This window comes from Micromonospora sp. MH33, assembly GCF_003013775.1.
Classification (GTDB): Bacteria; Actinomycetota; Actinomycetes; order Mycobacteriales; family Micromonosporaceae; genus Micromonospora; species Micromonospora fulviviridis.
On record NZ_MUYZ01000106.1, the window covers coordinates 1 to 19,713 of the forward strand.

At 72.4% G+C, this 19,713-nt stretch carries 20 protein-coding genes and 1 tRNA gene; 8 read left to right on the forward strand and 13 right to left on the reverse strand.

Annotated features, from left to right (window positions below; genetic code table 11):
- Positions 1-1,180, forward strand: a 1,180-nt coding sequence (locus tag B0E53_RS37645; protein WP_210406107.1) for a hypothetical protein, incomplete at its 5' end; no start/stop codon positions are given.
- Here B0E53_RS37645 and B0E53_RS17640 read toward each other — a convergent pair.
- From B0E53_RS17640 to B0E53_RS17660, 5 genes are all read right to left on the reverse strand, one after another.
- On the reverse strand, positions 1,152-1,949 hold the full coding sequence (locus B0E53_RS17640; RefSeq protein WP_107077075.1) for an alpha/beta fold hydrolase: 798 nt from the start codon (positions 1,947-1,949) through the stop codon (positions 1,152-1,154). The genes B0E53_RS37645 and B0E53_RS17640 overlap by 29 nt on opposite strands.
- Positions 1,950-2,013: 64 nt before the next feature.
- Positions 2,014-2,400 carry a GNAT family N-acetyltransferase gene (locus tag B0E53_RS17645; RefSeq protein WP_210406108.1) on the reverse strand — a complete coding sequence of 129 codons (387 nt, stop codon included), beginning with the start codon at positions 2,398-2,400 and terminating at the stop codon, positions 2,014-2,016.
- A gap of 132 nt (positions 2,401-2,532) precedes the next feature.
- Positions 2,533-4,014 carry an NCS2 family permease gene (locus B0E53_RS17650; protein WP_107077077.1) on the reverse strand — a complete coding sequence of 494 codons (1,482 nt, stop codon included), beginning with the start codon at positions 4,012-4,014 and terminating at the stop codon, positions 2,533-2,535.
- A 242-nt stretch (positions 4,015-4,256) separates the two neighbouring features.
- The gene (locus B0E53_RS17655; protein ID WP_107077078.1) at positions 4,257-5,405 is read right to left on the reverse strand and encodes an acyltransferase; all 1,149 of its coding nucleotides are present in this window, start codon (positions 5,403-5,405) and stop codon (positions 4,257-4,259) included.
- A gap of 145 nt (positions 5,406-5,550) precedes the next feature.
- Positions 5,551-6,144, reverse strand: coding sequence for an XRE family transcriptional regulator (locus tag B0E53_RS17660; RefSeq protein ID WP_107077079.1), 594 nt, complete (start codon positions 6,142-6,144; stop codon positions 5,551-5,553).
- Between the two features lie 80 nt (positions 6,145-6,224).
- On the opposite strand from B0E53_RS17660, the gene B0E53_RS17665 reads away from it, so the two are divergent.
- Both B0E53_RS17665 and B0E53_RS17670 read left to right on the forward strand, forming a co-directional pair.
- Positions 6,225-7,205 (forward strand): NAD(P)/FAD-dependent oxidoreductase, encoded by a 981-nt coding sequence (locus B0E53_RS17665; RefSeq protein ID WP_210406109.1) that lies wholly within the window; start codon positions 6,225-6,227, stop codon positions 7,203-7,205.
- A 65-nt stretch (positions 7,206-7,270) separates the two neighbouring features.
- Positions 7,271-9,121, forward strand: a complete 1,851-nt coding sequence (locus B0E53_RS17670; protein WP_107077081.1) for a glycoside hydrolase family 15 protein — start codon at positions 7,271-7,273, stop codon at positions 9,119-9,121.
- 9 nt (positions 9,122-9,130) lie between these two features.
- Here B0E53_RS17670 and B0E53_RS17675 read toward each other — a convergent pair whose 3' ends face one another.
- Positions 9,131-9,319: a ribonuclease gene (locus B0E53_RS17675; protein ID WP_107077082.1), complete on the reverse strand. Its 189-nt coding sequence runs from the start codon at positions 9,317-9,319 to the stop codon at positions 9,131-9,133.
- 162 nt (positions 9,320-9,481) lie between these two features.
- Between B0E53_RS17675 and msrB the strand changes: the two genes are divergently transcribed.
- The 3 genes from msrB to B0E53_RS17690 are packed head-to-tail and all read left to right on the forward strand — an operon-like array spanning position 9,482 to position 11,731.
- Entirely contained in the window at positions 9,482-9,949 is a 468-nt protein-coding gene (gene msrB / locus B0E53_RS17680) for a peptide-methionine (R)-S-oxide reductase MsrB (RefSeq protein WP_107077083.1), read from the forward strand.
- Positions 9,946-10,461 (forward strand): peptide-methionine (S)-S-oxide reductase MsrA, encoded by a 516-nt coding sequence (msrA, locus tag B0E53_RS17685; RefSeq protein WP_107077084.1) that lies wholly within the window; start codon positions 9,946-9,948, stop codon positions 10,459-10,461. Before msrB ends, msrA begins: the two co-directional genes overlap by 4 nt.
- 43 nt (positions 10,462-10,504) lie before the next feature.
- A complete protein-coding gene (locus B0E53_RS17690; RefSeq protein WP_210406110.1) occupies positions 10,505-11,731 on the forward strand; it encodes an epoxide hydrolase family protein in 1,227 nt (408 codons plus the stop codon).
- A gap of 116 nt (positions 11,732-11,847) precedes the next feature.
- Here the strand turns inward: B0E53_RS17690 and B0E53_RS17695 are convergent, their stop codons facing one another.
- Positions 11,848-12,786, reverse strand: coding sequence for a LysR family transcriptional regulator (locus B0E53_RS17695; RefSeq protein ID WP_107077085.1), 939 nt, complete (start codon positions 12,784-12,786; stop codon positions 11,848-11,850).
- Positions 12,787-12,858: 72 nt separating this feature from the next.
- Here B0E53_RS17695 and B0E53_RS17700 point away from each other — a divergent pair, with 72 nt between their 5' ends.
- Both B0E53_RS17700 and B0E53_RS17705 read left to right on the forward strand, forming a co-directional pair.
- Positions 12,859-13,812: a DMT family transporter gene (locus B0E53_RS17700; protein ID WP_107077086.1), complete on the forward strand. Its 954-nt coding sequence runs from the start codon at positions 12,859-12,861 to the stop codon at positions 13,810-13,812.
- A gap of 475 nt (positions 13,813-14,287) precedes the next feature.
- Positions 14,288-14,746 (forward strand): NUDIX domain-containing protein, encoded by a 459-nt coding sequence (locus B0E53_RS17705; protein ID WP_107077087.1) that lies wholly within the window; start codon positions 14,288-14,290, stop codon positions 14,744-14,746.
- Positions 14,747-14,895: 149 nt separating this feature from the next.
- On the opposite strand, the gene B0E53_RS17710 is transcribed toward B0E53_RS17705, so the two are convergent.
- The 6 genes from B0E53_RS17710 to B0E53_RS17735 form a co-directional block, all read right to left on the reverse strand.
- Positions 14,896-14,970: transfer RNA gene (locus tag B0E53_RS17710), tRNA-Val, on the reverse strand.
- Positions 14,971-15,049: 79 nt separating this feature from the next.
- Positions 15,050-15,517, reverse strand: a complete 468-nt coding sequence (locus B0E53_RS17715) for a peroxiredoxin (protein WP_091269137.1) — start codon at positions 15,515-15,517, stop codon at positions 15,050-15,052.
- Between the two features lie 87 nt (positions 15,518-15,604).
- Positions 15,605-16,042, reverse strand: a complete 438-nt coding sequence (locus tag B0E53_RS17720; protein ID WP_091319704.1) for a DUF3052 domain-containing protein — start codon at positions 16,040-16,042, stop codon at positions 15,605-15,607.
- A 111-nt stretch (positions 16,043-16,153) separates the two neighbouring features.
- A complete protein-coding gene (locus B0E53_RS17725) occupies positions 16,154-18,847 on the reverse strand; it encodes a thiamine pyrophosphate-dependent enzyme (protein WP_348639665.1) in 2,694 nt (897 codons plus the stop codon).
- Positions 18,848-18,988: 141 nt separating this feature from the next.
- Complete coding sequence (locus B0E53_RS17730; RefSeq protein ID WP_107077089.1) at positions 18,989-19,471, reverse strand: MarR family winged helix-turn-helix transcriptional regulator; 483 nt, start codon at positions 19,469-19,471, stop codon at positions 18,989-18,991.
- A gap of 26 nt (positions 19,472-19,497) precedes the next feature.
- Positions 19,498-19,713: hypothetical protein (locus B0E53_RS17735; RefSeq protein ID WP_210406111.1), on the reverse strand; the 216-nt coding region annotated here is incomplete at its 5' end.

A 19,713-nucleotide genomic window follows, 5' to 3' on the forward strand; every position in this document is an offset into this window, starting at 1 on the left:
CGGCCCGGCGCTGCCCGACCGGCTCGGGCTGCCGGGGTTCGGCGCGCTGCACGCCACCGACCGGCCCCGGCTCGGTCCGGCCTCGGTCATCTTCAGCGGGCAGGCGCGCGGGCTCACCGGGTTGATCGACGAGGACGGCACCGTCGGCATCGTCGCCGCCGACGCCGACCGCTACCGGACCTGGCAGGTCGGCCACGAGGCGCCGGCCGGTGAGCAGGTGCTGCTCTCCCCCGACGGGCGGCGGATGGCCGCACCGGGCGGGTCCAGCGAGCACCCCGGGATCGACCTGGTGGACCTGGTGGACGGGACGGTCCGGAGGCTGCCCAGCCCGAGGCAGGGCAGCACGATGACCGAGCCGGCCGGCTGGGCGCCGGACGGGACCGCGCTGGTGGTCCGCGACACCACGCCGACCAACCCGGAGGGCAGCGCCTACGTCAACACGCTCAGCCTGGTGCGGCTCGACACCGGCCGGGCGGTACGCCTGCTGGAGACCGATCAACTGCCGGTCTTCGGCACTCCGCTCGCGTTCACCGCCGACGGGTCCCGGCTGGCCTACCAGGTCGGCGACAAGGTGCTCGTCGCCAGCACGGACGGGCGGAGGATCACCTCGTTCTCGCTGCCGCCGGAGAGCGGGCTGGCCGGCAAGGGGGCCTGGCTGCCGGACGGGACGCTCGCCCTGGTCAGCCACGACCCGGGCAGCGACCGGTGGCGGCTGCGCCGCGTCGACACCACCGGGAAGGACCTCGGCGCCCCGGCGCTGCCCGCCGTCGCGGGCGTCACCACGATCCGGCTGCTCGGCTGGCAGGCGGACGGGACCGCGGTGGTGGTGGCGTACCGGCCCGAGCCGAACTCACCGACCTCCTTCGAGGGCGCGCTGGAGATGGACCAGCGGACCGTGTACGGGAACGTGCGGACGGTCCGGGTGCTGGGCCTGGCGCCGGGGGCCGCCGCGCCGACCACGCTGCTCACCGCCCCGGACCAGGTGCTCGCCATCGACGTGGCGGACGCGGTGGTGCGCGCCGGACGGGTCCGCACGGCGGATCCACCGGCCGGCCCGGGCGGCCGGTTCTGGTGGGCGGCCGGGGTGGTGGCGCTGGTGCTGGGTGGCCTGCTGGCCCGGCGGCTGCTCCGGCGGGGACGCGCGCGCCGGGTCACTCGGGGGCGCGCACCTCGTGGGTGAGGAAGGGCAGCACCGCCGCCGGCAGGGCGGGTGAGCCGACGATGTCGTAGTGGGTCAGCCCGGGCAGCACGGCCAACCGGGACGCGGGCCGGTCGGTGCCGTCCCAGCCGGCGTCCCGGTGGCCGCCGCCGAGCAGCCCGAAGAACTCGGCCACGTGGCGGACCGGGATCGAGTCGGCGTCGGCGAAGACCAGCAGCACCGGCATGGGCAGGGCGGCCACCTCGGCCGACCAGTCGTACTCCCGGCGCAGCAGCTCACCGGTCCTGGCCCAGAGCGCCGGCCAGTCCTGCGGGCGGGGCGCGACCCGCTCGTAGAGCTGGTGCGGCGGGGTGCCGCGCATCTGCTCGGCGACCCGTTCGTCCTGGGCGGCCATCGCGGCCAGCACCTCCGGGTACCAGCCCTGCCGGCGGCACGGGGTGGAGACCAGCACCAGGCGGCGGACCAGGGCGGGGTGCTGGATCGCGGCGCGCAGGGCCACCCCGCCGCCGAGCGAGTAGCCCAGCACGTCGGCCGCCGGCAGGTCCAGGTGCCGCAGCAGCGCCGCGACGTCGTCGGCCATCGACTCGTAGCGCAGCGGCCGGTCCACGTCGGCGGTGCGGCCGTGGCCCTGCAGGTCGACGGCGACGACCTGCCGGCGCCCGGCGAGGTCGGGCAGGACGGGCGCGAACATCTCCGTCGAGCCGTAGCCGCCGTGCAGCAGGACGAGTGGCCGGCCGGTGCCGTGGATCTCGTACCAGAGCCGCACCCCGTTGACGTCCGCGTAACTCACACCCGTTCAACGACGACCGGCCCGGCGGCGGGTCGCCCCCACCGCCGGGCCGGTCTGTTCGGCGTTACCCGGCGACGTACCGGTGCAGCAGCCCCTCGTGGCTGTCGACGGTGCCGTCGCGGCGCAGGCCGGCCTTCTCCAGCACCCGCACGGACGGCACATTGGCCGGGTCGACCGTGGCGTACACCAGCGTCACCCCGGGCAGGGTGCGGGCGTGGGCCACCAGGGCGCGGACCGCTTCGGTGGTGTAGCCCCGGCACCGCCGGGACGCGGCCAGGCCGTAGCCGAACTCGACCGCACCGTCGGTGGGCGGCCACTTCAGCCCGATGGCGCCCACGGTGAGGCCGGTCTCCCGCTCGATGATGAGCCGGTGGCCGTGTGGCTGCTCCGGGTGGCGTTGCGGTAGATCAGTGAACGCGACCCGGAAGAGGGCATGGCAGGGGAAGCTCATGGCGATCCATGGCGTCATCCCCCTGCGCCCACGACGGTCGCGTCCGCGCGACGGCACTCTAACCCATGATCCGGATACGCCGCGCCCCCGTTGCCTCGGGCCAACGGGCAACGGGGGCGCGGCGCAGGTCGGTCAGCTGACGCCGGTGACGGCCTTGACCAGGTTGATGCCGAAGTAGATCACGAACGCGACGGCCACCGCCCACATCAGCGGATGGATCTGCCGGGCCTTGCCCTGCGCCACCCGGATCGCCACCCAGCTGACGAAACCGGCGCCGATGCCGTTGGTGATCGAGTAGGTGAACGGCATGAGGGTCATGGTCAGGAACGCCGGGACGGCGACGCCCACGTCGGTGAAGTCGATGTCCTTGACCTGGCGGATCATCAGCGCGCCGACCACCACGAGCGCCGGGCCGGCGGCCTCGCTCGGCACCAGCGACACCAGCGGGGTGAGCAGCAGCGCGCCGAGGAAGAGCACGCCGGTGACCACGCTGGTCAGGCCGGTCCGCCCGCCGTCCGCGATGCCGGAGGAGGACTCGACGTACGTGGTGGCCGAGGAGGCGCTGCCCGCGCCACCGGCGACCGCGGCGACCCCGTCCACGAAGAGCACCTTGCCCAGTCGCGGCATGTCGGTGCCGTCCTCGGTGGCCAGGTTGGCCTGCCTGGCCAGGCCGACCGTGGTGCCCATGACGTCGAAGAAGTCGGCCAGCACCAGGGTGAAGACCAGCAGCAGCGCGGTCACCAGGCCGACGTGGGCGAACGCGCCGAACGACACGTTGCCGACCAGGTGCAGGTCGGGCGTCTGGAACAGCGGGTCCGGCAGGGTCGGCACGTTGAGCCGCCACCCGTCCGGGTTGGGCTTGCCGTCGACGAGAGACGGGCCGGGCTTGGCGAACGCGTTGACGACCACCGCGACGACCGTGGTGGCCACGATGCCGATCAGGACGCCGGCCTTCACCTTGCGGGCGACCAGGATGCCGGTGACCAGCAGGCCGACCAGGAAGACGACCGTGGGCCAGCCGTGCAGCGTGCCGTTGCTGCCCGAGCCGAGCTGCAGCGGCACGCCGGTGCCGGCCCGGACCAGACCGCCGTCGACGAAGCCGATCAGCGCGATGAACAGGCCGATGCCGGCCGCGATGGCCGCCTTCAGCTCGGCCGGGATGGCCCGGAAGACGGCCTTCCGGAAGCCGGTCAGCACCAGGACGGTGATGATCAGACCCTCGATGACGACCAGGCCCATCGCCTCGGCCCAGCTCATCTGGGACGCGACCGCGTAGGCGACGAAGGCGTTCAGGCCCAGGCCGGTCGCTACCGCGAACGGCACCCGGCCGACGATGCCCATCATGATCGTCATGACGGCCGCGACCAGGGCGGTGACCCCGGCGACCGGCGCGATGCCGAGGAGATTGCCGTCCTTGTCCGGCGCGGTGCCGATGATCAGCGGGTTGAGCACGACGATGTAGGCCATCGTCGCGAAGGTGGTGATCCCGGCGAGCACCTCGCGCCTGACCGTCGAGCCCCGGCGGGTGATCTCGAAGAAGCGGTCGAGGCGGCTCTGCGCGGCGGGTTCCGCCGGCTCCACCGGGGCAGCAGGATCCTGCGTAGTCACGCTCATGGCGTGGCTTACTCCGTTCCGGGTTGGCCCAGCCGGTCGCGCCGGCCGGGCGGTGGGGGTGCAGCCGTCCCGTTTCGGTTGGCCCGGAGAACGTCGGGACGGCTGGGCTCCACGGATCCCGTGAAGCACTACGAAGCCGCGCCCGGGGTTCCGGGAAGCGACTTCGCGATGCCTACCTTAACCGCCGGGTAACGGCGGATGACCTGCCCCTACGCGGGGAGCCGGCGCGCAGGTGGGCAAGGTCACGTCCGGGCCCGGTGCCGGGCGGTCCATTCCGCGTTGAGCGCGCCGGGCCGGGAGGTGTAGCGCTTGAGGCGCAGGGCGGGCTTCTCCACGAGGTGCCACGAGGCGTACGCGAGCAGCCCGGTGACCACGATGACCACGGTGACCAGCGCGGTGTCGCGCAGCCGCCCCGCCAGGCCCGACCAGAGCAACAGATTGATCACGGGCATGTGCCAGATGTAGACGCCGAAGCTGAGGTCACCGAGCCGCTCGGTCGACCGGCGCAGCACCACCGGCCCGTGATGGCCGACCCAGAACAGCAGGTACGCCAGAGGCAGAGCGGTGGCGACGGCCATCACCATGGACCAGTCCGCGTCGACCTGGAGGCGGAGAGCGGTGCCGGCCGCGTACAGCAGCGCGCAGCCGGCGGCCAGCGCCCAGTGCCGCGGGAGCCTCGGCCAGGCCCGGCCGACGGCGATGCCGATGACGAAGAAGGCCAGCCAGGGCCAGAAGGTCACGCCGAGCAGCTTCCCGCCGAGCACCTCGGTGGTCGGTCCGCCGAGCGCCGCGTGCAGGACGGTACCGGCGAGGCCGAGGGTGAACGCGACCGCGACCATGGCCCGGAAACCGGCCCGGTGCGCGAGCCACACGAGGGCGGGCAGCAGCAGGTAGAAGCTGACCTCGACCGGGATGGTCCAGAGGCTGCCGTTCACCACGCCCACGCCGAACCCGTGGAACAGGGCCGGGTGGTAGACGGGGACCAGCGCCAGGTTGCTGGCCGCCCAGGCCAGGAACGGCGTGCCGCCGACCGCGGTGAGGGACACGATCCCCAGCGCGACCAGCGCGGCGGACATCACCGCGAAGTACAGGTAGAGCGCCGGGACGATCCGGAGGAACCGGTTGCGCAGGTACTCCCGGGCGGGCCGGCCCTCGCGGCGGCAGCGTTCCGCGGAGGCGTACACCATGCCGCCGCTGAGGATGAAGAACGCGACGACGCCGTCGAAGAACCACAGGGCGCCCCCGTGGCGGTACCACAGGAAGCCGGCGCCCAGGTGTGTGCTGGCGTGTTGGACCAGGACGCAGCCGGCGGCCGCCAGCCGGAGTGCGTCGAAGCAGTTCTGCCGCCGCGCGGTACGCGGCGGGGCGCTGGACCGGGCGGTCAGGGTCATGTCGGTGCTCCCGGTGCCGGACTGAACGCGGAACGGAGGGCGCCCGGGTCAGTCCGGTGAGCGTCGGCCGCCGAGTGACCAACGAGCTCCGTCCCGGCCCGTCACGGTGCGTGACCGGCGCCCCGACCCAGCGGCGGCGGGGCGGTCAGCTTCGACCGGTTTCCCGGGGGCGGGCGCGGAGGTGAGCGCGTTCTCCCTGGGCGCCGAAGAGGCTGAGGAACTCGACCGCCTCACCGTCGGCGGGACCGAACCAGTGCGGCACCCGGGTGTCGAACTCGGCCGCCTCGCCGGGCGTGAGCACCAGGTCGTGCTCGCCGAGGACCAGCCGCAGCCGCCCGTTGAGCACGTAGACCCACTCGTACCCCTCGTGGGTCTGCGGGGTGGGCTCGGCGGGCCGGCCGCCGGCCGGGATGACCAGCTTGTACGCCTGGATGCCGCCGGGCCGGCGGGTGAGCGGCAGCATGGTCATGCCGTGCCGGGTGACCGGCCGCAGGTGGATGCGCGGGTCGCCGGTGGGTGGGGCGCCGACCAGCTCGTCGAGCGTCACGCCGTGTGCCCGGGCCAGCGGCAGCAGCAGTTCCAGGGTGGGGCGGCGGCTGCCGGACTCCAGCCGGGACAGGGTGCTCACCGAGATGCCGGTGGCGGCCGACAGGTCCGCCAGGGTGGTCTCCCGTTCGCGGCGCAGCGCGCGCAGTCGGGGGCCGACCGCGTCGAGTGCCTGGTCGAGGTCGTCGTCCATGCCACCAGTTTGCCATATCAGCAACAAAGTTTGCGAGTATGGCCACCACCGCCGCAGGGTTGCCGCGGGAGGTGGTCAGAGTGACCGAGCTACGGGAAGACGGCTACGAGGTGGTCGTGATCGGCGGCGGCGCCGCCGGGTTGAGCGGGGCGCTGATGCTGGCCCGGGCGCGCCGGTCGGTCCTGGTGATCGACGGGGGCAGCCCGCGCAACGCCCCGGCCGAGGGGGTGCACGGGCTGCTGGCCCGCGACGGCATGCCCCCGGCAGAGCTGCTGGCACGCGGCCGGGACGAGGTCCGCCGGTACGGCGGGCACCTGCTGGACGGCCAGGTCGACACGGTGACCCGCGACGGCGAGGGCTTCGTGGTCGCGCTGGCCGACGGCCGCCCGGTCCGGGCCGCCCGGCTGCTGGTGGCCACCGGACTGGTGGACGAGCTGCCGGAGCTGCCCGGACTGGGCGAGCGGTGGGGTCGGGACGTGTTGCACTGTCCGTACTGCCACGGGTGGGAGGTGCGCGACCGGCCGATCGGGGTGCTGGCCACCGGGCCGCTGGCGGTGCACCAGGCGCTGATGTTCCGCCAGTGGAGCGACGACGTCCTCTTCCTCCGCCACACCGCGCCGCCGCTCACCGACGAGCAGGCCGAGCAGCTGGCGGCCCGGGGCGTCCACGTCGTGGAGGGCGAGGTCGCGTCGGTGGAGGTCGTCGCGGACCGACTGGTCGGGGTACGCCTGCGCGACGGCCGGCTGGTCGCGCGCGAGGTGCTGGCCGCCGGCCCCCGGATGGTGGCGCGGGCCGGGTTCCTGGCGGCGCTCGGGTTGCCGGCGGTGGCGCATCCGGCCGGGGTCGGCGAGCACGTTCCCGCCGACCCGACGGGGCGTACCGCGGTGCCCGGCGTGTGGGTCGCGGGCAACGTCACCGACCCGGCCGCCCAGGTCGGCGCGGCCGCGGCCGCGGGCGCCACGGCGGCCGCCGCGATCAACGGCGATCTGGTCGCCGAGGAGACCCGCCGGGCGGTCGAGGCGGCGCGATCGACCACGCGCAGGGGTGGCATTCACGAATAAGACTTACGCGGACATTATTCCCCTTTAGGTTACTGCGGAGGGGTGCAGTCGAGACGGGGGGCGACGTGGACGACGGGTATCCGGCGATCGAGGACCACGGGCTGATCGGTGATCTCCAGACCGCCGCCCTGGTGACCTGCGACGGGACGATCGACTGGTTCTGCGCGCCCCGCTTCGACTCCCCCAGCATCTTCGCCAGCGTGCTGGACCGGGAGCGCGGCGGCTTCTTCCGCATCGCCCCCGACGAGACCACGTACGTCACCAAGCAGCTCTACCTGCCGGGCACCCCGATCCTCATCACGCGGTTCATCAGCGCCGACGGGGTCGCCGAGGTCCAGGACTTCATGCCGGTCACCGGCGAGAAGGCGACCGACGTGCACCGCCTGGTGCGGATCGTCACCATGGTCCGGGGCAGCATGCGGTTCCGGCTGGAGTGCCGGCCCCGGTTCGACTACGCGCGGGAGCGACCCCGCCTGGAGCGGCACCGCAACGGGTACGTCTTCCGCGGCTCGTCCGCGTCGCTCACCTTCAACCCGGTCCAACCGGTCCGCCGCCTGATCGCCGAGGAGGACATGCACCTGGAGGACGGCGACCTGGTCGGGTTCGGCACCCTCAACGAGGGCGACACCGGCGGGGTGGTGCTGGAGACGAACTCGGACGCGGAACCCCGGGCCGTCCCGCTCGAAGAGGTGCAGGCGATGTTCGAGTGGACCCGCGACTACTGGCGACGGTGGGTCGAGCGCTCCCGGTACACCGGCCGGTGGCGGGAGATGGTCGAACGGTCGGCCATCACGCTGAAGCTGATGACGTACGCGCCCACCGGCGCCATGATCGCCGCGCCGACGGCCGCGCTGCCCGAACTGGTCGGCGGCACACGCAACTGGGACTACCGCTACACCTGGGTCCGGGACACGTCCTTCTCGGTGCACGCGCTGCTCGGCCTCGGCTTCACCGAGGAGGTCGGCCGGTACATGGACTGGCTCGACGAGCGGATCCGTGAGGCCGGCGACCACCAGGCCCCGCTGAAGATCATGTACCGGGTCGACGGCTCGTCCGACCTGCACGAGGAGACACTCGACCACCTGGAGGGCTACCGCGGCTCCCGGCCCGTCCGGATCGGCAACGGCGCCGCGGACCAGCTCCAGCTCGACATCCACGGCGAGGCGCTGTTCGCCATGCACGTCGCCGACGAACAGGGCATCCGGGTCTCCCACCAGGTGTGGAAGAGCACCGTACGGCTCGTCGACTGGCTGTGCCACAACTGGGACCAGCCCGACGCCGGCATCTGGGAGAGCCGCCACCATCCCCGGGACTACACCTTCGGCCGGGTGATGTCCTGGGTGGCGCTGGACCGGGCCATCCGGCTCGCCGCCCGCACCGGCCGTCCCGGGGACGTCGGCTGCTGGACCGCCCAGCGGAACCTGATCTACGACCAGGTGATGGCGCGCGGCTACCACCGGGGCCGGGGCTCCTTCGTCCAGGCCTACGGCGAGAACGTCCTGGACGCCGCACTGCTCTCCATGCCGGCGGTCGGCTTCGTGACGCCGTCGGATCCGATGTGGTGCCGCACCCTCGACGCCATCGAGCGGGAACTGGTCTCCGACAGCCTGGTCCACCGGTACGACCCGGTCCACTCCCCCGACGGGCTCCCCGGCCACGAGGGCACCTTCAACATGTGCACCTTCTGGTACGCCGAGGCACTGGCCCGCTCCGGCCGCCTCGACGACGCCCGGCTCACCTTCGAGAAGATGTTCACCTTCAGCAACCACCTCGGCCTCTACGCCGAGGAGATCGCCGCGACCGGCGAGCAGATCGGCAACTACCCGCAGGCCTTCAGCCACCTCGCGCTGATCAACACGGCGCTGGCGCTCAACGATCGGCTCGACGCCGAGGCGGAGGCCCGCCGGAGACGGTGAACTCCGGCGCTACTCCTCCGGGACGCCCGGGCCGACCTCGCCGCGGCGCAGGTGCTCGACGTTGCGGTCGGCTTCGCTGTCGGCGTGGGCGGCCCCCGTCGCCGGGTCCTCCGTGCGGCGACCCTCGACGTCCTGATACACCTCGCCGCGCTCGAGCGCTTGCTCCTGCTGCCGCCGGCTCTGCTCCGGATCCGTCATGAACAGCCGTTTACCCCGGCCGCTCCCACCGGCAAACCGGTCTCGGCGCCGACGGCTGCGCCGAGCACGGTTAGCCGTCGGCCGGCCGGGTAGGCATCCGCGCCGCTTGCAGGCCCGATTGGACCCGGCAGGTCTGCCGGGACCCGCCCGAGAGGAACAACGGTGTCACCCGAGTATCGGAAGAACCCGGAAGCCGTGTCCCGGTTGTCGCCCGAGCAGTACCGGGTCACCCAGGAAGGCGGCACGGAGCCGGCCTTCGACAACCCGTACTGGGACAACAAGGAGCCGGGCATCTACGTCGACGTCGTGTCCGGCGAACCCCTCTTCGCCTCCGTCAACAAGTACGACAGCGGCACCGGCTGGCCGTCCTTCACCAAGCCGATCGAACCGAAGAACGTGGTCGAGGTGCGCGATTCCACCCTCGGCATGGTCCGCACGGAGGTCCGGTCGGCGCACGGGGACAGCCATCTGGGCCACGTGTTCGACGACGGCCCCGTGGAGACCGGCGGGTTGCGGTACTGCATGAACTCCGCCTCCCTCCGGTTCATCCGGCTCGACGACCTCGAACGCGAGGGTTATGGCGAATACCGCGGATTGTTCGAGCATTCGGACGGGGGGCGACAGCGATGAGCGACACGGAGAAGGCGGTCCTGGCCGGCGGCTGCTTCTGGGGGATGCAGGACCTGATCCGGAAGCGCCCCGGCGTCGTGCACACCCGGGTCGGCTACACCGGCGGGGACGTGCCGAACGCGACCTACCGGAACCACGAGGGCCACGCCGAGGCGATCGAGATCGAATTCGACCCCGCCAAGCTCTCCTACCGCGACCTTCTCGAGTTCTTCTTCCAGGTGCACGACCCGACCACGAAGAACCGTCAGGGCGGCGATGTCGGGACCAGCTACCGGTCCGCCATCTTCTACTGCGACGACCAGCAGCGACAGGTCGCCGAGGACACCATCGCCGACGTGGACGCCTCCGGCCTGTGGCCGGGCAAGGTGGTCACCGAGGTCACCCCGGCAGGCCCCTTCTGGGAGGCCGAGCCGGAACACCAGGACTACCTGGAGAAGCATCCCGGCGGCTACACCTGTCACTTCCCCCGGCCCGACTGGAAGCTCCCCCGGCGGGGAGAGAGCCGGAGCTGATCGCACCTGCCGCCCACGTCAAGACCGAGGAGAAGGAGGCCACGTGGCCGCCAAGACGCAGACCCTGGCCCGCGCCACCGACATCCGGCCGTTCACGGTGGAGATCCCCGAGTCGGATCTCCAGGCGTTGCGACAGCGCATCGCGGCCACCCGCTGGCCCGACAAGCAACTCGTCAACGACCAGTCGCAGGGCGTGCCGCTCGAGACCAGCCAGGCGCTCGCCCGCTACTGGGCGAAGGAGTACGACTGGCGCAAGGTCGAGGCGAGACTGAACTCCCTGCCGAACTTCATCACCGAGATCGACGGCCTGGACATCCACTTCCTGCACATCCGGTCCAAGCACGAGGACGCGTTGCCGCTCATCGTCACCCACGGCTGGCCCGGCTCGATCATCGAACAGTTGAAGATCATCGGCCCGCTCACCGATCCCACCGCACACGGCGGGTCCGCGTCGGACGCCTTTCACCTGGTGATCCCGTCGATGCCCGGCTACGGGTTCTCCGGCAAGCCGACCGAACCCGGCTGGGGCCCGGAACACATCGCCCGCGCCTGGACCGAGCTGATGAAACGCCTCGGCTACGACCGGTTCGTCGCCCAGGGCGGCGACTGGGGCGCACTGATCACCAACGTCATGGGCGTGCAGGCGCCGCCGGAACTGGCCGGCATCCACACCAACATGCCGAGCACGGTTCCGCCCGAGATCGACGCGCTGGTCCAGTCCGACATCACCGGAATCAACAACGCCCTCGCCAAGCTGCCGGCCAACCTCTCCGACGAGGAGCGGCGGGCCTGCGAGCAGCAGGACTTCTTCTGGAAGCACTCCGCCTACGCGCTGATCATGGCGACACGTCCCGAGACGCTGATCGGTCTCGCCGACTCGCCCATGGCCCTGGCCAGCTTCATGTGCGACCACGACGCGGCCAGCCTGGAGCTGATCTGCCGGGCCTTCGCCGGGCAGCCCGGCGGCCTCACCCGCGACGACATCCTCGACAACATCACGCTCACCTGGTTGACGAACACCGGAGTCTCCGCCGCTCGCCTCTACTGGGAGAACAAGCTCTCCTTCCTCGGCGCCAAGGACGTCTCCGTGCCCGCCGCCGTCAGCGTCTTCCCGGACGAGCTCTACGAGACCCCGCGGAGTTGGGCCGAGCGGGCCTACCCGAATCTCATCCACTACAACAAGCTCGACCGGGGCGGGCACTTCGCGGCCTGGGAACAGCCGCAACTGCTGTGCGACGAGCTCCGCACCGCCTTCCGGTCGCTCCGCTGACCGGGCCGGGGCCGAACGGCCGCAGGCAGTACGGCCACGGTCCGTACTGCCTGCGGTGCTGCACCTCTGATCCAGGGGGCGGAGATGCCCCCGCCGATGACGGTTGACGTGTCGGCCTAAGCGGGCGTCGCGGGCGCCTCCTGGTTGATCTTGTTGGCCTGGTCTGTCACGGCTGCCAGGAAGGTGGTCAGTGCGGGAGCTTGCGGGGCGTCCCGCGTGACGACGACCAGGCGGCGCCGAACGGTGGCTTCGGCGACGTCCCGGACGGCGAGAGCGGGATCGTCGGCCGGCAGGGTCAACGCCGGCAGCAACGCGACGGCTGCCGCGACACGGACCAGTTCGAGTTGCACGTCGGCGTCGCTGGAGCGGTGGCGCAGGTCGGGCTCGTACCCGCCGAGGGATCGGCAGGTTCCGACCACCATGGCGTGATGCCCGGTCCCCTCGGCGGAGGCGGTCCAGACGTCCGATCGCAGCAGGGCCACCGGGACGGGCGCTCCCGTTCCGGCGAGCGGATGGGCTGCCGGCAGGACGACCTTCAGAGGTTCCTCGTGCAGGAACGCGAAGCGCAGCCCGGCCGGTCGTGGCCGGGGGTGGCCGTCGTACTCGTCCCCGATCACCAGGTCGACCGCGCCCAGCCGCAGGCCCGGCAGGGCCTGTTCGAGTTCGAGTTCGAAGATCTCCGCGCGTAGCTGTGGGTGGTCGGCCGCCATGCGGGCCACGGCGGGCACCAGCAGGCGGCGAGCCGCCGATTGCAGGCCGCCGGCCCGCACGGTGCCGCGGACTTCGCCGCTCAGCGCAGCCAGGTCCGCCTCTGCCGCCTCGGCCGCCGACAGCAGCACCCGCGCATGCCCGGCCAGCAGTTGCCCGGCGTCGGTGAGCCGCACGCCGCGCCCGGCCTTTTCGAACAGCCGGGTGCCGGTCTCCTTCTCCAGGAGGGCCAACTGCTGGGACACCGTCGACGGGCTGTAGCCGAGAGCGGCGGCGACCGCTCCCAGGGTGCCCCGCTCCTCGAACTCCCGGAGGAAGCGGAGACGGCGAAGATCCAGGGCGACCATGCAGAAATTCTAATGATTCATCTCCACAAATCGTCGCTGGACCAGATGAGTACGGTGGCCGATGCTCGTCGCATGGGTCCGGCGCTGTGTCTCGTGTCCGCGGCGTGCTTCGGCGCGATGGCGATCTTCGGCAAGTTCGCGTACGACGCGGGTGTCTCACCGGCGGCTCTGCTGCTGGTGCGCTTCAGCCTGGCAGCCGCGCTGCTGGGCGTGATCCTCCTCCTGCGCCCCGGCCTACGACGAGCGGAACCGGGCGAACACCGAGGCGTACCGACCGGCCGGGTGCTGGCGACCGCGGTCGCGTTGGGCGCGGTCGGGTACGCGGCCCAGGCGGGCCTGTTCTTCTCCGCCCTGCACCTGATGGATGCCTCGCTGCTGTCCCTGATCCTCTACACCTACCCGGTCCTGGTCACCGTGGCGGCGGTGCTGCTGGGCCGGGACCGGCTGACACCGGGACGGTCCGCCGCGCTGCTGGCCGCCTCGGGCGGAACGCTGCTGGTGCTGCTCGGCGCCGGCGGGGCGAGCTTCCACCCGGTCGGGGCGCTGCTGGCCTTCGGTGCCGCGGTCACCTACACCGTCTACATCCTCGTCGCCGACACCGTCGTGCACCGGCTGCCACCCGTGGTCCTGTCCGCGCTGGTGATGACCGGGGCCGCCGGCACCCTCGGCGCGGGCGCCCTGCTCACCGGCGGGGTCGACCTCGGCTTCCAGCTGCCGGGATGGTTCTGGCTGGCCTGTATCGCCGTTGTCTCCACCGTCCTGGCGATGCTCACCTTCTTCGCCGGCCTGAGGCGTACCGGCCCGTCGACCGCGGCCATCCTGTCGACCTTCGAACCGGTGGTCACCACCGGACTGGCCGCGCTCACCCTCGGCGAGTCCCTGAGCCCGGTCCAACTCGCCGGCGGTGCCCTGGTGCTGTCCTCCGTGGCGGTCCTCCAGGTCCGCACCCGGACCCGCAAGCAGGACCGGGAGGCGCCGGCCCCAGCACGCGACGCCGCCGGCGAGCCGACGGCGATGGCGTCGTAATTCGCCTGGCCGACAACGTTTGACGTTGTCTTTTGCCCCTGTGTGCCCCACGCGGCTGACGTCTCTCGACGTTGTGGACCAGAACCCGCAAGTCGTCTACATTCGGCCGATGGATGCCGGCGCGGTCGTCGAGTTTGTGCTGGTGGTCTTCGCGGGACCTAGCCTCCTTTTCCTCCTTGCCGGTCTCACAGCCTGGTGGAAGCAGCGGGACTGACGGTGGCCGTCTCCTGCCTGTTGCAAGCCCGGCCCACAATCCAGCCCGTGGCATCTTCACGCCCTCGCCCAGCCACCGCGCGTCGCCAGACGCCTGCCCGGCCCGTCGATCGATCTCATGCCGCCACGCCGTCCACAACAGACCTTCTAAAACACGCTCAAAGGGCACGCCCCGTAGCGATCGGATCGCGGCAGATTCGGGCGTCTGGGCGTCCCCTTTGGCCGGAGCGAGCTTGTCCTATCCCTCTGCTGTAATCCCGTCATGCATGTCGTCGTCACAGGCGCACTCGTTGAAAACGGCGCGGTCCTGCTAGTACACCGCAGGCCGACCAAACGGGCATACCCCGATGTCTGGGATCTGCCCGGGGGGCAAGTCGAAGCGGGTGAGTCGGAACTACAAGCCCTCGCGCGTGAGATGCACGAGGAGCTCGGTGTTCACATTGTGGCGGAGTCCGCTTCACGGTTGGGCGTCTTGCATGCCGGCAGTGGTGCGGACGCCGTTCACGTGGGCGTCTGGCAAGTTGGAGACTGGGTTGGCTCTCCGACCAACCGTGCACCTGACGAGCATGACGACATCGCGTGGGTCGGGATCAGCGAGCTGGGCGGCCTTCCCCTCGTGCATGGCGTCTTGGCGGCAATGGTTCGTTCTCTGCCTGAGTTCGAGTGCGCCCGCAGCCACTCAGATGTCACCGACTCCGACTGCAGGCTGTGGCGGGCGTGAGGCCGCCTCGGCGCTGACGGAGGGCGTGAAGTCTCGTACGACTTCTCAGACGAACCGGCTGCTCGCTCGATGGCTGACCGGATGATGCCGGGCACTCCGCCCGCCCCGGCAAGTTGCTCGGGCTCGGGCGGATCCGCCTGTTCAGGTGATGGTGGGCGCGGCAGGTTTCGAACCTGCGACCCCTCGCTTGTAAGGCGAGTGCTCTCCCGCTGAGCTACGCGCCCGGAACGCCCGTACGGCGGGCCGGAGCGGCAAGCTTACCTGCCGGCCTCCGACCCGGTCGAACGACGTGCCCGGGTGGGATCAGGCGGCGACGGCCTCGGCCAGGGCCTTGCGCCAGCCCTGCTGGTCCCGGGCCTCACCGGGCATGTTCATCTCGGCGAACCGGACCACGCCGGCCTTGTCGATGACGAAGGTGCCCCGGTTGGCGATGCCCGCGACGTCGTTGAAGACGCCGTACGCCTGGGCCACCGCGCCGTGCGGCCAGAAGTCGGCCAGCAGCGGGAACTGGTAGCCCTCCCGGTCGGCCCAGATCTTGTGGGCGTAGACGGAGTCGACGCTGACGGTCAGCACCTGGACGTCGTCGTTGACGTACTCGTTGAGGTTGTCCCGCACCTCGCACAGCTCGCCCTGGCAGATCCCGGTGAAGGCGAGCGGGTAGAAGACCAGCAGCACGGTGCGCCGGCCGCGGAAGTCGGCGAGCCGGACCTCCTGGTTGTTCTGGTCCTTGAGCACGAAGTCCGGCGCCTCGGCGCCAACCTCAATGGGCATGCGAACTCCTTGGGTTCGGTTCTGGAGATGATCAGCCTGCCACACCGGCGACACCGGCGACACCGGCCGCCGGGGTGCTGCCGCGCCCTACTTCTTGCCCTTCGACCCGCGGCGGAGCACGAGGCGGGCGCCACTCCAGTCGCGGCCCGCGTTGATGGTGGAGGTCTGCTGGAGGCCGGCGGTCTGCGCGCTCTCCGCGACCTCGCTCGGCTCGACGTGACCGTCCCGGCCGGCCTTGGGCGTCAGGAGCCAGACCACGCCGTTGTCGGCCAGCGGTCCGAGGGCATCGACGAGGAGCTCGAAGAGGTCGCCGTCGCCGTCGCGGTACCAGACGAGAACCGAGTCGACCACCTCGTCGGTGTCCTCGTCGACCAGCTCTCCACAGCGGTCGGTCAGGGCGTCCCGGAGATCCTGGTCGACGTCGTCGTCGTAGCCCATCTCCATGACGACCATCCCCGGCTCGATCCCGAACCGGTCCGCCAGGCTGCGTACCCCGTCGGCGGCCTGACCAGCGGTCGCGCTCACTGTCGCGTGCCTCCTCATCTCATCCCTGCTCGTGACGTCGTCCGACGCCGTCGCGCCCAGTCCACACAGTTGTGGCTCGCCGCGCAAGTGGCGCACCGGGTGGAACGGAATTTACCGTGCCAGCAGCGTACGGGCACCCTGGGTGATGGCTTCCTCGGAGACCAGAACCTGACGCGCCGCCGGACCTAATGGTACAAACGAGTCAAGTCCGGCCACTCGGCGCACCGTTCCCACGTACCCGCCGTCGACGAGCGCGGCGATCACGCCCTCACCCACCCCGCCGGAGCGGCGGGTCTCGTCGACGACCAGCACCCGGCCGGTGGCCGAGGCCTCCCGGATGATGTCCGCCACGGGCAGCGGGGCCAGCCAGCGCAGGTCCACCACCCGGCTGCCGATCCCCTCGTCGGCCAGCGTGGCCGCCGCCCGCAGCGACATCCGGACGCCGTTACCGAAGGTGAGGATGGTGAGGTCCTCGGCCGAGCCGACCCCGTAGATCCGGGCACGGCCGATCGGCACGTGGCGGGCGGCCCAGGCGCCGGGCTCGGCGTACTCGGCCAGCCACTCGCCGTCGCCGTCCGTGTAGAGGTCGCGGGTGTGGTAGAGCGCGATCGGCTCCAGGAAGACGCTGACGGCGCCGTCCACCGCGGCGGCGGCCAGGCAGGTACGCAGCATCGGCGCGGCGTCGTCCGGGCGGGCCGGCACCGCGATGACCAGCCCCGGCACGTCGCGGAGCACGGCCACCGAGTTGTCGTTGTGGAAGTGCCCGCCGAAGCCCTCCTGGTAGGCCAGCCCGGCCACCCGGACCACCATGGGGTTGCGGAACGCCCCCCGGGAGAAGAACCGCATGGTCGCCGCCTCGCCCCGGAGCTGGTCCTCGGCGTTGTGCAGGTACGCCAGGTACTGGATCTCCGGCACCGGCAGCATCCCGGCCACGCCCGCGCCCAGCGCGAGCCCGAGGATCGAGGTCTCGTCGAGCAGGGTGTCGAACACCCGTGCCGCCCCGAACCTGTCGCGCAGCCCCTTGGTCACCCCGTACACCCCGCCCTTGGCGGCCACGTCCTCGCCGAAGACGGCCATCCCGGGGTGGTCGAGCATCCCGTCGGCCAGCGCGGCGTTGATGCTCTGCGCCAGGGTGAGCGGCCCGGCCAGCTCCGGCAGCTTGCCGCCGAACGCCTCGACACGGGCACCGGCGTCCGGGCCCGCCGCCCGGGTCCCCGCATCGGCGACCGCCCGGGAGATGCGGACCGGCCGGCGCGGGGCCAGTTCGGCGACCACGTCGACCGGGGAGGCCAGCTTCGGCTCGTCGAGCACCTCCTCGGCGAGCCGGCGGATCTGCCAGCCGCGCTCGTCGTACCGGGCCAGCAGTTCCCCGCCGGTGGCGTAGCCGGCCTCGACCAGCCGCCGGGCGGTGGCCAGCAGCGGGTCCCGCGCCACGTCCGCGGCGATCTCGGCGGGGCTGCGGTACGCGGTCTCCGCGTCCGCGCCGGCGTGGCCCATCAGCCGCACGGTGCTCAGGTGCAGCACGGCCGGCCGCCGGTGCCGGCGTACCCAGGCCGCCGCCTCCCCCGCCACCCGGTAGGCCTCGGCCACGTCCGTGCCGTCGGCGGCGAAGTAGCGGATTCCCGGCCTGGCCCGCAGGGTCGCGGCCACCCAGCCCCGCGGTGAGCGCACGCTGATGCCGAGCCCGTTGTCCTCGCAGACGAAGAGGACCGGGATGCGCAGCCCGGTGTGGTCGTACCAGCCGGCGGTGTTGAACGCCGCCGTGGCGGTGGCATGGTTGACCGAGGCGTCGCCGAACGAGCAGACCACGATGGCGTCCGACGGCCAGGGCGCGGTGTCCCCGTCGGTCCGGCGGCCGCCACGGCGCAGCCGTTCCAGGGCGAGACCCATGCCGACCGCCCGGGGCAGGTGCGAGGCGATCGTGGAGGTGGTCGGGATGACCGCGAGGTCGGCCCGGCCGAAGACCTTGTGCCGGCCCCCGGCGATCGGCTCCTCCGCGGAGGCGACCATCCCGCGCAGCACGTCCCGCGCCGCGGCCGCGTAGGCGTCGTCGGGGTCGGGCGGCGGCAGTTCGGGTACGCCGGCCGTCGCCGAGCCGGCGGCGTCCACGGCCACCCCGACCCCCGTCGGCAGGCTCGCCGCCTCGGCCTCGGCACCGGCCCGGACGGGCCCACCCGGCACCCCGCCGCCGTCGACGAACGGCGCCTCGGTCGGGCCGTCCGTCCCCGTCGCCGCGCCGGAGCCGTCCTCCGCGTCCGCATCCGCCCCGGCGGTGGACCGACCCGCCCCGGGGTCGGACGGGCCCGCGCCGGTGGCGAAGGAATCGGCGCCGGGGCCGGACGGCGCCGTGCCGGGCTCGGACCGGGCAGCGCCGGGGTCGGACACTTCCACGCCCGGATCGGCCGACCCGGTCACCTGCTCTGAGTCCGGCGTTCCGGCGTCGAGCGCGGGGTCCGCGTCCGCACCGTCGTCGCCCGGGGTACGCGGGTCGGGGATCAGGGCGGCGGGACCGTCGGCGTCGGGGACCGCCGGGCCGGCCGGGAAGGCGCCCGCCGCCTGGGCGGCGCGCAGGCAGTAGAAGGCCCCGGAGCGGTAGTGCAGCAGGGCGGGATCGGTCGGCCGCAGCGCCGCGGCCACCGCGGCGTTGCCCTCGTGGCCGGCGGACCCGATCGTGTAGTACCCCTCGCCGAAGCTGCGCAGCCAGCGCCCGGCGAGGTCGAGCAGCCGGCTGGTCAGCTGGGCGTCGAACAGGGCCAGTGCCTGCGCCCCGGTCAGCGGCGCGCCGCCGGGTAGCGGTTCACCCAGGTCGCGCCGCTGGGCGGGGGTGCCGAGCGCGGTGAGGGCCGCCCGGAACCGGTCGTCGAGATCTTGCGGGGTGCTCACGTCGGACAGCATTACCGACCGGAGCCCACCTCGCCCAGTCGGACACGTTCCGCCCGCCCGGTGTCAGGACTCCCCGCACTGCTCCGGGCAACCGCCGTCGGAGACCTTCCAGACCAGCTCACGCAGTGTGGCCAGCTCCCCGGTGGTGAGCCCGCCGAGCAGTCGGGAGTCGGACATCACCAGCCGGACCCGTTCCCGGACCCGCCGGCCCTCGGCCGTCACCACCAGCGTCTTCTGCCGCCGGTCGGCCGGGTCGACCCGCCGCTCCACCAGCCCGGCCTGCTCCAGCTTGTCGACCAGCCCGGTGACGTTGGAGCGGTCGCAGCGCAACTGCTCGGCGAGGTCCCGGGCCGGCAGGGGCCGGTCGGGGTCCAGTTCGTCCAGGGCGCGGGCGACGGCCGGGGTGAGCCCCAGCGCGGCGATCTCCTCGTCCTGGTAGTGCCGCATCGCCGAGGCGATGTGCATGATCCGGCGCACCGCGTCCCCGGCCAGGCCGGAGCGGTCGCCCGCGTCGGAGCCGGCGGTGGGGACGGTGGACTGCGCCATGCCTCACATGCTACTTGCGGCCCTGGTCACGGCCGTGAGCCGACGACCTCGGGACCGGCCGGGACCGGTCGGGTGTCCGGCGCCGGGCGGGTGGCCCGCCGCGCGGCGACCGAGCCGGCCAGCAGCAGCACGGCGGTCAGCAGCGCCGGGGGCAGGGTGAGCGCCCGGCCGTGCCGGCCGGCCGCGCTCAGGGCGAGATGCAGGCCGCCGACCAGGGTCACCCCCAGCACGGCGGCGAGCAG

Bases quoted from the DNA above. Each gene is read 5' to 3' on its own strand.
- B0E53_RS17700 (WP_107077086.1), top strand. From the start codon at position 12,859: ATGGGTCCGGCGCTGTGTCTCGTGTCCGCGGCGTGCTTCGGCGCGATG.
- B0E53_RS17675 (WP_107077082.1), bottom strand. From the start codon at position 9,319: ATGACGGATCCGGAGCAGAGCCGGCGGCAGCAGGAGCAAGCGCTCGAG.
- B0E53_RS17645 (WP_210406108.1), bottom strand. From the start codon at position 2,400: ATGAGCTTCCCCTGCCATGCCCTCTTCCGGGTCGCGTTCACTGATCTA.
- B0E53_RS17655 (WP_107077078.1), bottom strand. From the start codon at position 5,405: ATGACCCTGACCGCCCGGTCCAGCGCCCCGCCGCGTACCGCGCGGCGG.
- B0E53_RS17695 (WP_107077085.1), bottom strand. From the start codon at position 12,786: ATGGTCGCCCTGGATCTTCGCCGTCTCCGCTTCCTCCGGGAGTTCGAG.
- msrA (WP_107077084.1), top strand. From the start codon at position 9,946: ATGAGCGACACGGAGAAGGCGGTCCTGGCCGGCGGCTGCTTCTGGGGG.
- B0E53_RS17660 (WP_107077079.1), bottom strand. From the start codon at position 6,144: ATGGACGACGACCTCGACCAGGCACTCGACGCGGTCGGCCCCCGACTG.
- B0E53_RS17730 (WP_107077089.1), bottom strand. From the start codon at position 19,471: ATGGCGCAGTCCACCGTCCCCACCGCCGGCTCCGACGCGGGCGACCGC.
- B0E53_RS17715 (WP_091269137.1), bottom strand. From the start codon at position 15,517: ATGCCCATTGAGGTTGGCGCCGAGGCGCCGGACTTCGTGCTCAAGGAC.
- B0E53_RS17650 (WP_107077077.1), bottom strand. From the start codon at position 4,014: ATGAGCGTGACTACGCAGGATCCTGCTGCCCCGGTGGAGCCGGCGGAA.
- B0E53_RS17705 (WP_107077087.1), top strand. From the start codon at position 14,288: ATGCATGTCGTCGTCACAGGCGCACTCGTTGAAAACGGCGCGGTCCTG.